This is a genomic window from Brachybacterium sp. JB7, assembly GCF_003335205.1.
Classification (GTDB): Bacteria; Actinomycetota; Actinomycetes; order Actinomycetales; family Dermabacteraceae; genus Brachybacterium; species Brachybacterium alimentarium.
Genome location: NZ_QPGN01000004.1, coordinates 18,127 through 31,512 on the forward strand (window position 1 = coordinate 18,127; position 13,386 = coordinate 31,512).

10 protein-coding genes are annotated in these 13,386 nt (G+C 70.9%); 3 read left to right on the plus strand and 7 right to left on the minus strand.

The annotated features are described in order from the left end of the window. Nucleotides 1–26: 26 nt before the first annotated feature. Genes CIK81_RS06635 through CIK81_RS06645 form a run of 3 tightly spaced genes read right to left on the minus strand, consistent with a single transcriptional unit; the run spans nt 27 to nt 3,182 of the window. A complete protein-coding gene (locus CIK81_RS06635) occupies nt 27–977 on the minus strand; it encodes a mechanosensitive ion channel family protein (RefSeq protein WP_096164157.1) in 951 nt (316 codons plus the stop codon). After that, entirely contained in the window at nt 970–2,082 is a 1,113-nt protein-coding gene (locus CIK81_RS06640; protein WP_114305410.1) for an iron chelate uptake ABC transporter family permease subunit, read from the minus strand. Before CIK81_RS06640 ends, CIK81_RS06635 begins: the two co-directional genes overlap by 8 nt. Then, nucleotides 2,079–3,182 carry an iron ABC transporter permease gene (locus CIK81_RS06645; RefSeq protein WP_241964049.1) on the minus strand — a complete coding sequence of 368 codons (1,104 nt, stop codon included), beginning with the start codon at nt 3,180–3,182 and terminating at the stop codon, nt 2,079–2,081. The genes CIK81_RS06640 and CIK81_RS06645 overlap by 4 nt, the downstream gene beginning before the upstream one ends. 106 nt (nt 3,183–3,288) lie before the next feature. Between CIK81_RS06645 and CIK81_RS06650 the strand changes: the two genes are divergently transcribed. Continuing rightward, nucleotides 3,289–4,290, plus strand: a complete 1,002-nt coding sequence (locus CIK81_RS06650) for an iron-siderophore ABC transporter substrate-binding protein (RefSeq protein ID WP_096164160.1) — start codon at nt 3,289–3,291, stop codon at nt 4,288–4,290. 69 nt (nt 4,291–4,359) lie between these two features. Here CIK81_RS06650 and pepN read toward each other — a convergent pair whose 3' ends face one another. Then, nucleotides 4,360–6,909 carry an aminopeptidase N gene (gene pepN, locus CIK81_RS06655; RefSeq protein ID WP_114305407.1) on the minus strand — a complete coding sequence of 850 codons (2,550 nt, stop codon included), beginning with the start codon at nt 6,907–6,909 and terminating at the stop codon, nt 4,360–4,362. Nucleotides 6,910–7,021: 112 nt separating this feature from the next. Between pepN and CIK81_RS06660 the strand changes: the two genes are divergently transcribed. After that, nucleotides 7,022–8,785 carry an ABC transporter ATP-binding protein/permease gene (locus tag CIK81_RS06660; RefSeq protein ID WP_114305405.1) on the plus strand — a complete coding sequence of 588 codons (1,764 nt, stop codon included), beginning with the start codon at nt 7,022–7,024 and terminating at the stop codon, nt 8,783–8,785. Nucleotides 8,786–8,822: 37 nt separating this feature from the next. On the opposite strand, the gene CIK81_RS06665 is transcribed toward CIK81_RS06660, so the two are convergent. From CIK81_RS06665 to CIK81_RS06675, 3 genes are all read right to left on the minus strand, one after another. Continuing rightward, a complete protein-coding gene (locus tag CIK81_RS06665; protein ID WP_158541953.1) occupies nt 8,823–9,476 on the minus strand; it encodes a DUF402 domain-containing protein in 654 nt (217 codons plus the stop codon). 213 nt (nt 9,477–9,689) lie between these two features. Then, nucleotides 9,690–10,781 carry an acyl-CoA desaturase gene (locus tag CIK81_RS06670; RefSeq protein ID WP_114305523.1) on the minus strand — a complete coding sequence of 364 codons (1,092 nt, stop codon included), beginning with the start codon at nt 10,779–10,781 and terminating at the stop codon, nt 9,690–9,692. Nucleotides 10,782–10,844: 63 nt separating this feature from the next. Continuing rightward, a complete protein-coding gene (locus CIK81_RS06675; protein ID WP_114312379.1) occupies nt 10,845–12,659 on the minus strand; it encodes a histidine kinase in 1,815 nt (604 codons plus the stop codon). Between the two features lie 38 nt (nt 12,660–12,697). Here CIK81_RS06675 and CIK81_RS06680 point away from each other — a divergent pair, with 38 nt between their 5' ends. After that, nucleotides 12,698–13,378 (plus strand): response regulator transcription factor, encoded by a 681-nt coding sequence (locus tag CIK81_RS06680; RefSeq protein ID WP_096164165.1) that lies wholly within the window; start codon nt 12,698–12,700, stop codon nt 13,376–13,378. Nucleotides 13,379–13,386 lie beyond the last annotated feature (8 nt).

Consider the following 13,386-nt stretch of genomic DNA (forward strand, 5'->3'; position numbering starts at 1 on the left):
GCTCCTGGTGGGGCTCGGAGGTCGGATCAGGACTGGACGGCTTCGGTGAAGCGGGGCAGGGCGAAGCCGATGCCGGCGTCCGTGAAGGCCGCCCGAACCCGGCCGCGCAGCTCGCGCTCGACGCCCCACTGCTCACCGGGAGCGGTCTGGATGATCACTCGCCGCTGGTAGCGGTTGCCGTCCATATCGAGCATGCCACTGATCGACGCGGCGGACTGCAGCACATCGGTCCAGTCGGGATCCTTCGCGAGCTGCTCGGTGACCGTGGTGAGCACGTCGGTCACCGCACGATCGTCGGCGCCCGCGTCGATGTCCAGCACCACGACGGCATTGGAAAAGCCGCGGGAGTAGTTGCCGGTGCGGACGATCTCGCCGTTGCGGACCGTCCACAGCACTCCGTCGACCCCGCGCACCTGGGTGACACGCAGGTTGATGCCCACCACGGTGCCCTCGGCGTATTCGAGGTCCACGTAGTCGCCCACGGCGATGATGTCCTCGAAGAGCATGACGATGCCGGCGACGACGTCCTTGATGATCGTCTGGGCACCGATGCCGGCCGCCAGGCCGATCACGCCCAGCGAGGCGATCACCGGCGCGATGTTCACCCCGATCTTGTCCAGGATCATGACCAGTGCCACGGCCCAGATGATCAGGTGCGCCACGTTGCGGGCGACGCTCGAGAGGGTCTCGGCCCGCTGCTCCCGCCGCGCCTGCGCCGCCTTCTGGGCACGCGCATCACGCTTGACGACGCTCCCGGCGACGCTCGAGAGCTTCGTGCCGGAATCGGCCATGGTGCGGAAGAACCGTCGCAGCAGCCAGCTGGCGACCATGCTGGCGGCCGTGGCGGCGACGAGGATGACCACGATCAGCACTCCGCTGCTGGTCAGCCATCGCACCAGGGAATCCATCATGCTCAGTGCTTGGTCGGTGCCGGGATCGGCGAGAAATGGTCCGAGTTCGAAGGTCTCCTCAGGCATGGTCCCGACCATAACGCCCCCCGGTGCGCAGAGCCTGGAGAGCAGGGGCCAGCAGCAGTCCGACGAGATAGAGGCCACCGAGGACGATCGTGAGGACGCCGACCGGCAGATCCGTGGGCAGCACGTGCTGGGCCACGAGATCCGCACCGGACAGCAGCACCGCCCCCATCGCAGCACTCGCCGCGAGCGGGATGCCCGTCCCCGCGACGAGGCGCTTCGCGAGCTGCGGGGCGGACAGCGCGACGAAGGCGATCGGTCCGGACAGCGCCGTGACGGCCGCGACCAGCACGACCGCCAGCAGCAGGATCCGGCGCCGGGTGCGCTCCACGGAGACGCCGTGCACGGAGGCCATGTCGTCGCCGAGCTCGAGCTGCTGCATGACCGGGACGCAGAGCAACAGGCCCGGCACCGCGACCACCAGCAGGATCAGTACCGGCAGCATGCCGGCCCAGTCCACGAGCGCGAGCGATCCCGCGCCCCACATGCTCGCTGCCATCGCGACCTCGTCCTGCGCCTGGAGCAGGATCCACACGTTCAGGGCGTTGAGCATCGCCGAGGCGCCGATGCCCACCACGATCAGCCGGAACCCCTGCACGCCGTCGCGGCGGGCCAGCAGGTACACGATCACGGCGGTGCCGATCCCTCCCAGCAGGGCGCCGAGGGTGTTCGCGGCCCCGCCGAGGGTCCCGGCCAGCGCAGGCGGTGCGACCAGCGTCAGCAGCAGCACGCCGGTGTACGCACCGGTCGAGAAGCCCAGCACGTCGGGGGAGCCCAGGGGGTTGCGGGTGAGGGTCTGGAAGATCGCTCCGGACAGCGCCAGGGCCGCGCCGAACACGAGGGCCGCCAGGGCTCGTGGCATCCGCCACTCCAGCACGATCGTGCTCGCGAAGCCGCCGCGTCCCGCGAGCGCCTGCAGCAGCTCGGGCAGGGTCAGCGGGAAATCGCCGCGGGACAGCGCGAGCAGCGTGAGCGCCACGGCGATCACGCTCAGCGCCACGGTGACGAGACGCCGCCGAGCACGTCGGGCGGTGAGCACCGGGGCGGAGGCCGAGGCCACGGCGGTCCGCGCGGGCGCCGACTGCGGGGCAGGGTTCCGTGCGTTCACAGCCCGCTCGCCCGTCGGCGTCGGACCAGGAGGATCAGCACCGGCGCACCGATCAGTGCGCTCACCACGCCCACCGGCACCTCGCCGGGCCAGACCACCACGCGGGCGAGGACGTCGGCGAGCACCATGATCGCCGCGGAGAGCAGCGCGGCCAGCGGCAGCAGTCGGGTCTGGTCCGGTCCCACCACCCAGCGGGCGACGTGAGGTGCCATCAGCCCCAGGAACACGATCGGGCCGGCCAGGGCGGTCGCGGAACCGGCGAGCAGCGTGATCGTGAGGACCAGGAGGAGTCGGGTGCGGTGGACGTCAGCGCCCAGGGAGGCGGCCATGTCGTCCCCGAGGGAGAGCGCGTTCATCGGGCCGGCCAGGGCGAGCGCGAGCACGAGCCCGAGCGCGGCCACGGGGAGCGCGGGCAGGGCGGTCTCCCATCCGCGCTGCGAGAGATCGCCGCTCTCCCAGACCAGCAGGATCGAGTACTCCCGCGGGTTCGACAACCGGAAGGCGGAGGTGAGGCCCGCCAGCACCGCACCGAGCGCGACACCGGCGAGGGTGAGCCGCTCGGGCGTGATCACCCCGGCGCCCAGCGTGCCGATCATGAACACGCCGAGCGTGGCGATCAGGGCGCCGAGCAGGCTCGCGCCGACGAAGAGCACGGGGGAGGAGACGCCCAGCAGCACGATCACGAGGACGACCGCGAAGGCGGCGCCGGCGTTCACCCCGAGGATGCCGGGCTCGGCGAGCGGATTGCGGGTGAGCACCTGCATCAGGGCCCCGGCCAGCCCGAGCGCGGCGCCCGCGGCGAGGGCGATCACCGTGCGCGGCAGGCGCAGATCGACCACGGCCGAATAGTCCTGCACCGGCAGGTCGAGAGCGGCGGCGCGCTGCAGCGACGTCTGGTCGGAGCCGAGGTGGGTGAGGGCATCGACAAGGATCCCGCTCACCGCAGTCGGCGACACCAGGCGCGAGCCGACGTACAGGCTGGCTGCACTGAACAGGAGCAGGGCGCACAGCGCGAGCAGGGTCGCGGCGGCGAGCCGCGGCCGCAGCGCGGAGGCCCCGGTCCGCGAGCGCGGCGGGGCGAGGGGTGAGCGTCCGGTCACAATCTGCTTTCGGAGGGGAGGAGGGCTCTGTCGACCCCGTGTTCGGTAAGGGTAGCCTGACCTTTGGTCCAGTCGGGGCCGCCCTTCACCTCACGGAGCACCCATCATGATCCCTCGCCGTTCACTCCTGACCGTCCTCGTGGCCGGTTCCACCCTCGCACTGGCCGCGTGCAGCGACTCCGAGAACGCTCCCGACGCGGAGCGCACCGCGGCGGGCGACGCAGGGGGCGGCACCTTCCCGGCCACCGTCGAGACGGCCTTCGGCGCGATCACGGTCGACCAGGCGCCTCAGCGTGTCGTGGCGCTGGGCTGGGGCGACGCGGAGACCGCGCTCGCGCTCGGCGTCGAGCCGGTCGGCGCCTCGGACTGGCTCGCCTTCGGCGGCGAGGGCGTCGGCCCCTGGGCGGAGGGTCTGTACAGCGAGGCCCCCACGATCATCGAGACCCTCGAACCCTCCTACGAGGCGATCGCCGCGCTGAAGCCCGACCTGATCCTGGACGTGAAGAGCTCCGGGGAGCAGGACCGCTACGACCGCCTCAGCCAGATCGCCCCCACGATCGGCGTCCCCGAGGGCGGCGAGAACTACCTCACCACCCCCGAGCAGCAGCTGACGATGATCGCCCAGGCGCTCGGCGTCCCCGACGCCGCCCAGGCCCTGCAGGAAGAGGTCGACTCGCTATTCCGGGAGGCCGCGTCCGCGCACGAGGACTGGGCCGGGAAGACGGTCACCGCGGCCACGCGCAGCTCCGAGGGCTGGGGCGCCTACATCGACGGGACCGAGCGCGTGGAGTTCCTCGAGCGCCTCGGCTTCGTCCTCTCGCCGAAGATCGCGGAGCTGCCGGCTTCCGCCACCGGATTCTCCGTCGACATCTCGGCCGAGCAGCTGGACCTCTACGATGCCGATCTCATCGTGGCCTTCCCGATCTACCTCGACGCCACGGAGATCAGCGAGGACCCGCAGTGGCAGCAGATCCCTGCGGTCGCTGACGGCCGCGCGCTGGTCCTGGGCGGGGACCTGTCCTCGGCGTACTCGCTGGGCTCCGTGCTCTCGACGAAGTTCGCCGTGGAGAAGATGGTGCCGCTGCTCGAGGAGACGCTCGACGCCTGAGCCCTCGTGGACGCCGACGGGCGCCGCGCTCCCCAGGGGAGCACGGCGCCCGTCGGCGTCCGGTGGGTCCTAGCCGATGTCCGCGGCGCGCACGCGCTCCTGCCGGGCCACGGTGTCGCGACCCTCGATGATCAGGCGGCGCAGGCCGAAGGGCGCCTCCTCCGCATCGGCGAGCCAGGCATCGGCGTCGTCGAGCACGCCCTGGCCGCCGTAGGACGACGGGAAGTAGCCCGCCACCAGACGGTTGGCGATCTCGTTCGAGCGCTCCGCCCACACCCGGCCGATCATCGCGAAGTAGCGCTGGCGGTACGGGGCGAGGAGAGACTCGTCGACCACTCGGCGGAAGCCCAGGATCACCGCGGTGATGGACTCGTTGGCGAGCGTGTCCTTCTCGACCGTGCGGCGCCAGGCCTTCGCCTTGGAGACCTCGGTGGGCAGCGCGGCCTTCGCGGTCAGGGCGCTCTTGCGGCCGGACTGGGTGTCGTCCGAGGCGAGCTGCTCGTCGATGCCGGCGACGTCGATCCCGCCGAGCACGGCGAGGGAGATCACGAGCTTCCAGCGCAGGTCGGTGTCGATCGTGCGGCCGGGCAGCGTGATCGAACCGCCCAGCAGGCCCTCGAGGGTCTCGCGGTGCGCCTCGGTGCGGGCGAGGCGTGCGAACGTCTCGAGGAACTGCAGCTGTGCGTCCGACCCGGCTTCGGCGGCCTCCGCGAGCTCCCAGACAGCGCTCGCCGCGGTCGCCGTGCGCAGCACGCGCTGGTCGGGGCTGGCGTACGGCCCGGCCACCGACTCCAGCTGCTGCAGCAGCGTGCGGTTCACCGACGAGGACTGCTCCCCGGTGATGTGGGCGAGCACGAGCTGCTGGTAGCGACGGCTGGGCAGCTCTCCGTCGCGCACCATGTCCCACGCCGAGGACCACAGCAGGGTGCGCGCCAGCGGGTCGTCCAGATCGCGCAGGTGCTCCATCGTGACGGCGAGGGAGGCGTCGTCCAGGCGGATCTTCGCGTAGGCGAGATCGCCGTCGTTGACGAGCCACAGGTCCGCGCGCTCGCCGACCAGCTCGGGCACCTCGGTGCGCTCGCCGTCGACGTCGATCTCCACGGTGGTGGTGCGGGCGAGCCTGCCGTCCTGCAGCGTGAAGCCGCCCACCTGCAGACGGTGGGGGCGCAGCGTCGGGTGCTCCTCGGGGGCGGTCTGCTCGATCGTGAAACGGCGGACCGTGCCGTCCTCGTCGCGCTCGATCAGCGGTCGCAGGGTGTTGACCCCGGCGGTCTGCAGCCACAGTCGCGACCAGGAGGTCAGGTCACGACCGCTGGTCGCCTCGAGCTCGGACAGCAGGTCCGAGAGCTCGGTGGTGGACCAGGCGTGCTTCACGAAGTAGGCGCGCACGCCGGCGAAGAACTCGTCCCGGCCCACGTAGGCCACCAGCTGGCGCAGCACCGAGGCGCCCTTGGCGTAGGTGATGCCGTCGAAGTTGGTCTCCACCGCTTCGAGGTCCACCATGTCGGCGACGATCGGGTGGGTCGAGGGCAGCTGATCCTGCTGGTAGGCCCACACCTTCTCAGCGAGCGCGAAGGTGGTCCAGGCGTCGGTCCAGCGGGTGACCTCGGCGCTCGCGAGCGTCGAGGCGTACTCGGCGAAGGACTCGTTCAGCCACAGGTCGTCCCACCAGCGCATGGTGACCAGGTCGCCGAACCACATGTGGGCGAGCTCGTGGAGGATCGTGAGGTCGCGGCGCTCGCGCACGGCGTCGGAGACCTCGGAGCGGAACACGTAGGACTCCACGTACGTGATCGCCCCGGGATTCTCCATCGCGCCCATGTTGTATTCGGGTACGAACACCTGGTCGTACTTGCGGAACGGGAAGTCCTGGTCGAAGGCCTCCTCGTAGAAGTCGATGCCGGCTGCGGTTACGTCGATGACGTTCTGCGCGTCGACGTGCTCGGCGAGCGAGGCCCGGGCGAAGACTCCCATCGGCACGGTGCGCCCGTCACGGGTGGTGACCTCGCCGGTGCCGCCCTGGTAGTTGCCGGCGATCAGTGCGACGAGGTACGTGGAGATCCGCTCAGTGGGGTCGAAGACCCAGGTCGCTGAACCCGCACCGGCCGGGGTCGGTGCCGGCGTCGGGGCGTTGGAGATGACCCGCCAGTGGTCCGGCGCGGTCACGGTGAGCTGATAGGTGGCCTTGAGGTCGGGCTGCTCGAAGCAGGCGAACATGCGGCGTGCGTCGGAGACCTCGAACTGGGTGTAGAGATACACCTCGTCATCGACCGGGTCCACGAAGCGGTGCAGCCCCTCACCGGTGTTCATGTAGGTGCCCTCGGCGAGGATGCGCACGACGTTCTCGCCCTCGGCGAGGGCGGGAAGGCGAACGCGGGCACCGTCGAAGCGGGAGGCGGGCTCGGCCAGCAGCTCGCCGTTGAGCTCGATCTCGGTCACCGCCTTCGCGATGAGGTCCACGAAGGTCTCCTGCGCGGAGCTGGAGGAGAAGCGGAGGGTGGTCTCGGTGAGGAACGTCTCCGGACCGGTCGTGAGGTCCAGACGGATGTCGTAGGAATCGGTGCTGAGGAACGAGGCGCGGCTGCGGGCCTCGTCGCGAGTGAGGTTCTCGAATGCCATCGGGCCATCCTGCCACCCTCGACCGGACGATCCGTGACGAATCCGGGAGGATCTGCGGTCGCGGGCGAGAAAACTCCAGGACAGCGCCGTATCCCGTGGGTAGGGTTCCACCATGGCCCGCGACGAGGATCCTGCCCCTGCTCGACCGCTGGGGGTTCGCAGCATTCTCGTGGGCGCGGTCTGGAGCCTGCGCGAGGCCGCGCGAACCAGCCCCCGCTGGCTTCTGCTCACGATCACCACGTCCACCGTGCTGGCCCTCGTCCCCGCCGCCCAGGTGCGTGCGGTGGCGTGGCTCGTGGAATCAGTCGACGAGGGCATGAGGACGGCACTGGTGCCGTTGGTCCTCCTCACCCTTCTGGTGGGTGCCGGCGAGGTCCTCGGCAGCGCGGAGAACCTGGTGGGCCAGCGTGCCGGATTGCGCCTGATGTCGGCTCTGAACTCCCGCCTCGCCCGAATCGCCTCTACGCTCGGTCCTCGCCAGCTCGCCGCCTCGAGCATCCACGCACTGCTGGAGGGGACGCGCGAGAGCACTTTCGCCCTCTCCCGGGGGCCGCGATCCATCATCAGCGCTCTGTCGGCACTCCTGGCGGCGCTGGCCCTCGGTGCCGCGATCTGGCCTTTCTCGCCGCTCGCGGCCGGACTCGTCGTCCTCGCCCTGGTGCCCAACCTGATCATCTTTGCGTGGGCCGCGGGCATGCAGGATTCGCGCTTCGCCGAGTCGGCGACGCACGGCGCCCGTTTCCGCTACCTGCTCGACCAACTCGTCGACGCTCGCACCGGCGCCGACCTCGCAGCGCTCGGGACGGGCGGGAAGGTCGCCGCGGCAGCACACGCCGCGCACTCGCGCTTCGCCTCTATCAACGATCGGATCTACGCAGCCCTGTTGCGCGGTGACCTCCTGGGCGGTGTCGCGACCGCAGTACTGCTCGGAGGGGCGCTGCTCGCGGTGCTGCTCGACGGCGCGGGGGCGGCCGGCCTCAGCGCGGGTGTGCTCGGTGTGATCGCCGGGCTCCAGGCCACCCGGAGCGCGGGATTCGCCCTCGGCGACGTGATCACCGTGGCCCCGATGGTCCGGCGCTTCCGCGAGGTCGAGGAGCTCGGAGGGGCGTCGACGCCGCAGACTGTCGTCCGTGGGGTCTCCTCGCTCCAGGCGCGCGATGTCACGGTGACCTATCCCGGCGCGCCGGCCCCCGCTCTGCGGGCGGCGAGCTTCCGCGCCGACCGCGGCGAGATGGTCGCGCTGGTGGGAGTGAACGGCGCCGGCAAGACGACACTGGTCTCCGCGCTGATGGGCACGGTCCTGCCCGACTCCGGAGCGGTCGAGATCGATGGCGCCGACGCGAATGCACTCACCATGGCCGAGCGCCTGGGCCGCTTCGGTCTGGTCACGCAGGAGTTCGGCCGCTACGAGATGACGGTGCGCGATGCGGTGGCCCTGGGCTCTCCGCAGGAGGGCGTGGCCGACGACGATGTCTGGCGGGCCCTGGACGATGCACAGGCCGGAGATTTGGTGCGCTCTCTTCCCACCGGCCTCGACACGATGCTCGGGCCTCAGTTCGGAGGGGTGGGGCTCTCCGGCGGGCAGTGGCAGCGGATCGCCCTGGCCCGCATCCATCTGCGGGGCGCTGGCATCCGGGTGCTCGACGAGCCGACGTCCGCGATCGACGCCGAGGCCGAGCAGGAGGTGTTCGCCCAGCTGCGGGAGACCGCCGCCGAGCACATAACGATCGTCGTCTCCCACCGGGCCTGGACACTGCGCGGGACGGACCGCATCCACGTGCTGGAGCACGGTCGGATCGTGGAGACGGGCACCTACGAGGAGCTCCTGGCCTCGGAAACGCGCTTCGCGGAGATCTTCGCCGAGCAGCTCTCCTGAGTCCTCCTGCTGCGCCCGCGCTCTCGCCGGCGCCTGCTCACCGTCGGGTCAGGTCGAGATCCCAGGTGTAGTGCTCCGGCAGTGTGGGCAGCGGCCAGGAGGGGTCCGGGAAGAAGTACTCGTAGCCGGCGGAGAAGGGGTAGGTCCATTCGGCGATGTGCTGCTCCGCCTCACGGCCGGCGGCCCGGATCGAGGCGATCTCCTCGGCGCTGAAGTAGCCGGTGCGCTCGGCGCCCTCGAGCTCGTCCTCGTCCTTGTAGTGCCAGTCCCGGCGCGGCAGCACGACGAGGTCGAGCACCAGATCGCGAGTGCGCACGCCCTCCTCGGTCCGTTCGTAGGGGGTCTCGAGGTTGATGTAGTAGCAGCCCAGCGAGCCGTCGTCCTTGTAGAACAGCCAGATGGAGTAGGGCTTGTCCGGCAGGCCGATCATGAGGATCCCGTTGCCGGTCCACAGCTGCTTGGACTGCAGTCGGGGCGCGGTGAACATCCCCTCGTCGCCGGCGCGGCGCAGGGCGGCACCGGATTCGAGCACCGGCAGCAGCACTTCGGTGCCGGGCGCGATCCAGACGGCCACCCCGCGGTCGTCGTCCAGCACGACGGTGCCGGGGCGGACGGTGCGGGTGGGGTGCTGAGAGGTGTAGTAGGTCCAGGTCACCTGGTCGCCGGGCGACCAGCGCGGTGTGCAAGACATGGTGGTGATCCCGGCCGGGTCGGCCTCCACGGACGCCCCGTACCGTCCGGCCACCGGGCCGGGGCTGCTCTGCCCGTGAAGGGGTAGGCGTATGGGGCGACCATACCGCGTCGTTCCCGGGCGACCGGGCGACGCGCCGTTCCCCGCAGCCGAGGAAGGACCCGGCGCGCGCGCCGGAGGGATCACTGCGCCGGAGGACCGGCGCCGGCCGGATCAGCCGGGGAGCGGGGCGCCGCGCAGCTGAGCGGCGAGCGGGCAGTCCATGGGATCGGCCTGGCCGAGACCCACCCGGTTCAGATACCGGATGATGATCCCGTAGCTGCGGAGCAGGTTCGTCTCGGTATAGGTGATGCCGCGCTCGGCGCAGAACTCCTTGACGATCGGCTGCACCTTGCGCAGGTTCGCCGAGGGCATGCGGGGGAACAGGTGGTGCTCGATCTGCAGGTCGAGCCCGCCCATCGCCCAGTTCATCAGGCGCCCACCGGTGATGTTGCGGCTGGTGAGCACCTGGCGGCGCAGGAAGTCGACCTCGAGGCCCTTCGGGATCAGCGGCATCCCCTTGTGGTTCGGGGCGAACGAGCTGCCCATGTAGATGCCGAACACGGCCAGCTGCACGCCGAGGAAGGCGGCACCCATGCCCAGGCCGAGGGTCGCGAAGACGATCACCGGGAAGCCGATGAGGCGGGTCAGCACGAGGACCCCCTCGGCGGTGCGGTGCTTGACCCGCTCGGTGCGGAACACTGCGGAGATCGCCTCGTAGTGCATGACGAAGGCGAACAGGGACAGCACCGGGAAGAACGCCCATCCCTGACGCTTGGCGAGCCATCCCATGAAGCCGGTGCGCTCGCTGGCGTCTCCGGGGACGAAGACCAGGGCGCCGGCGGCGATGTCGCCGTCGCGGCCGATGGTGTTCGGGTTGGCGTGATGCTTGTTGTGCTTGCGGGTCCACCAGGCGATGCTCAGGCCCACCACGAAGTTGCCGATGATGCGGGAGAACCACTCGTTGCGCTTCCCGGAGGAGAAGACCTGTTGGTGCGCGGCGTCGTGGCCCAGGAAGGCGGCCTGGGTGAACAGGATCCCGAACAGGGCGGCGACGGCCAGCTGCCACCAGGTGCTCCCCAAGGTGAACAGCAGCGTGAAGGCCCCGCCGAGGGCCAGGGCGAGGAGGATGGTGCGCAGCACGTACGAGCGGACGTTGCGGCCCATCAGCCCCGCGTCCTTCACCCGTTGCGACAGCTCGAAGTAGTCCCTGGTCTGCGCGGCCGCTTGCGGCCGGACGGGGCGAGGTGCGGCTGTGGTCGTCATGCACATGACGCTAGGTGCCCACGGGGCAGGTGCGCGTCCCCCTGCGGAGCGCACATGCACCCCCTACCCAGGTAGGGGGTCGGCGATCGGGATCTCTGCCGAGACGATGAATCCACCGCCAGCGCTGGGTCCGGCCTCGACGGTGCCGCCGAGCGCCGTGACCCGTTCGCGGGCGCCCGCGAGCCCGAGCCCGGAGCCGGGGATCGGATCCTGACCGGTGTCCGGAGCGGTGTTGGCGATCTCGACCAGCAGCGTCCCCGCCGACGGGACGACGCGCACTCTGATCGCGGCTCCTCGAGAATGGCGCAGCGCATTGCTGAGCGCCTCTTGCACCACGCGATAGGCGGTCAGACCCACCGTGGGCGGTACGTCGGCCGGAGACAGATCAGCGCTGATCGAGGCGCCGGTGGCGCGGCTCGCCTCGAGCAGCTCGGGGACGTCGCCCAGCCCGGGCATCGGCATCTCGTCGAGGGAGTCGTCGGTGCGCAGGGTCGCCAGCAGCGAACGCATCTCCCCGAGCGCCTGCCGGGAGGAGGCGGCGATATCCTCGAACTCCTGCTCGGTCTGCGAGTCCATGCCCGGCAGACGGAACTTCGCGGTGCCGGCCTGCACGGTGATCACGGACATCGAATGGGCCACCACGTCATGCAGTTCACGGGCGATGCGGCTGCGCTCCTCGAGCTCGTGGCGCCGACGCACCTGATCGGCGCTGAGGGTCTGCGCCTGCTCGACCTGCCCGCTGACCAGCAGCCACTGGCGCACGGTGAGACCCAGCAGCACCACGCCCCCGCTGATCGCCACGAGCACCACACCGTTGGTGGTGACGTCTCGCAACGCCTCCTCCGCGCGCATCCGCGGCTCGGTGATCAGCAGGGAGACCAGGGTGAGGAGGGCGCCGCCGGACCAGGCGGACACCGACCAGTACCAGCGGTGCAGGGTCGCGAGCACCGTGAGCGTCAGACAGTGCGCGAGCAGGGAGGTCACCGGCCAGGGCCAGGGGAGCGAGGCCTGCACCGGGGCGGTCACGAGCATCATGGACAGCGCTGCGAGCACGCTCAGGGCCAGACCCGCCCAGGGCCAGCGCACCGCGAGCAGCCCGGCCAGCGCCGCCGCGATCGAGACCAGCATGGCCGCCGCCGGGTGCACGTCGTAGAGGGCGGCCGTGACCGGCCAGCTGACCACCACCAGCACGAAGCTCACGAACGCGACCGTCATCCAGGTCCACGCCCCCTCGCGGACCCGAGTGTCCACGGCGCCGCCCGCGATCGACGGGAAGGGCGTGCGGCGAGGCGACCCGGGGACGGCGCCGCCCAGCAGCGGCGCGCTGACCACGATGTCCAACAGGGCGAGCGCATGGACCATCGCCGGGAACGAGAGCGCGAGGGCCAGACCGAGCACGAGCGCGAGAGCCCACTGGCCGGGGACCGGCATGCCGGAGTCCGGGAGGAAGCGCCCCCAGAACCAGAAGGTCAGCCCGCCCAGGGCGAGTGCGGCCCAGGCCACGGTCGCACCGACGGTGAGCACGCGCACCGGGAGCGCGATGAGAGCCTCGAAGGCGAGGTCGAGCCATCGCCGTGGATCGGTGACCAGGCGCAGCAGCCCGGTCGCGCCGCGCCCTCGCGCCTGGTACCTGGGTTCCCGCATCTCGAGCCCCCAGCGCCGCAGACGGCTGCGGTCGAGTCTCGCGAAGACGGAGGCCAGGGAAAGGGTCAGCGGGAACAGGAGCAGGCCGATCCAGACGATCGCGAGCGCCGCCGAGACCGCGGCGAGCGGGAGCAGCAGCACGATCGAGAGCAGGGTGAGCGCGAGCCCGGGGAGCACGAGCGCGAGGTCATGGCCCAGGCGGCGCAGACTGTGGCGGTCAGGGACGAGGAACACTCAGGACTCCTCCCGGTGAGCGCGGATACTGTGTCCCCATGGTTCCTTCGAAGCAGTCCGCGACCCGTGTGCTGATCGTCGACGACCAGTCGATGATCCGCGGGGGCTTCGAAGCGCTGCTGAACGCGCAGGAGGGGCTGGAGGTGGTCGGGACCGCGGCGGACGGTGCCGGGATCACCGAGGTGGTGCGTCGGACCAGGCCCGACGTGGTGCTGATGGACATCCGCATGCCCCATGTGGGCGGGCTCGATGCCACGCGCACGGTGCTCGCGATGCCGGGTACGCCACCGAAGATCATCATGCTGACCACCTTCGACGCCGATGAGTACGTGTTCGCCGCCCTGCGAGCCGGGGCGAGCGGGTTCCTGCTCAAGGATTCCACACCCGAGGAGCTGGTCCAGGCGGTGCGGGTCGTCGCGGGCGGCGACTCGCTGCTGGCCCCGCGCGTGACCCGTGCCCTGATCGCCGATTTCGTCGCACGGCCCGCACGGGACCGGCGCGCCTCGACCAGCCTCAACGCCCTCACCGAGCGCGAGCTCGACGTGCTGCTGCTCGTGGCACGGGGGCTCGCGAACCGCGAGATCGCCGACGAGCTCGTGATGGCCGAGCAGACGGTGAAGTCGCATGTCTCGCGCATGCTCTCCAAACTGGCCCTGCGCGACCGCACGCAGCTCGTCGTCGCGGCCTACGAGTCCGGTCTGGTGCGCGCCGGCTCCTGAACGCCCCG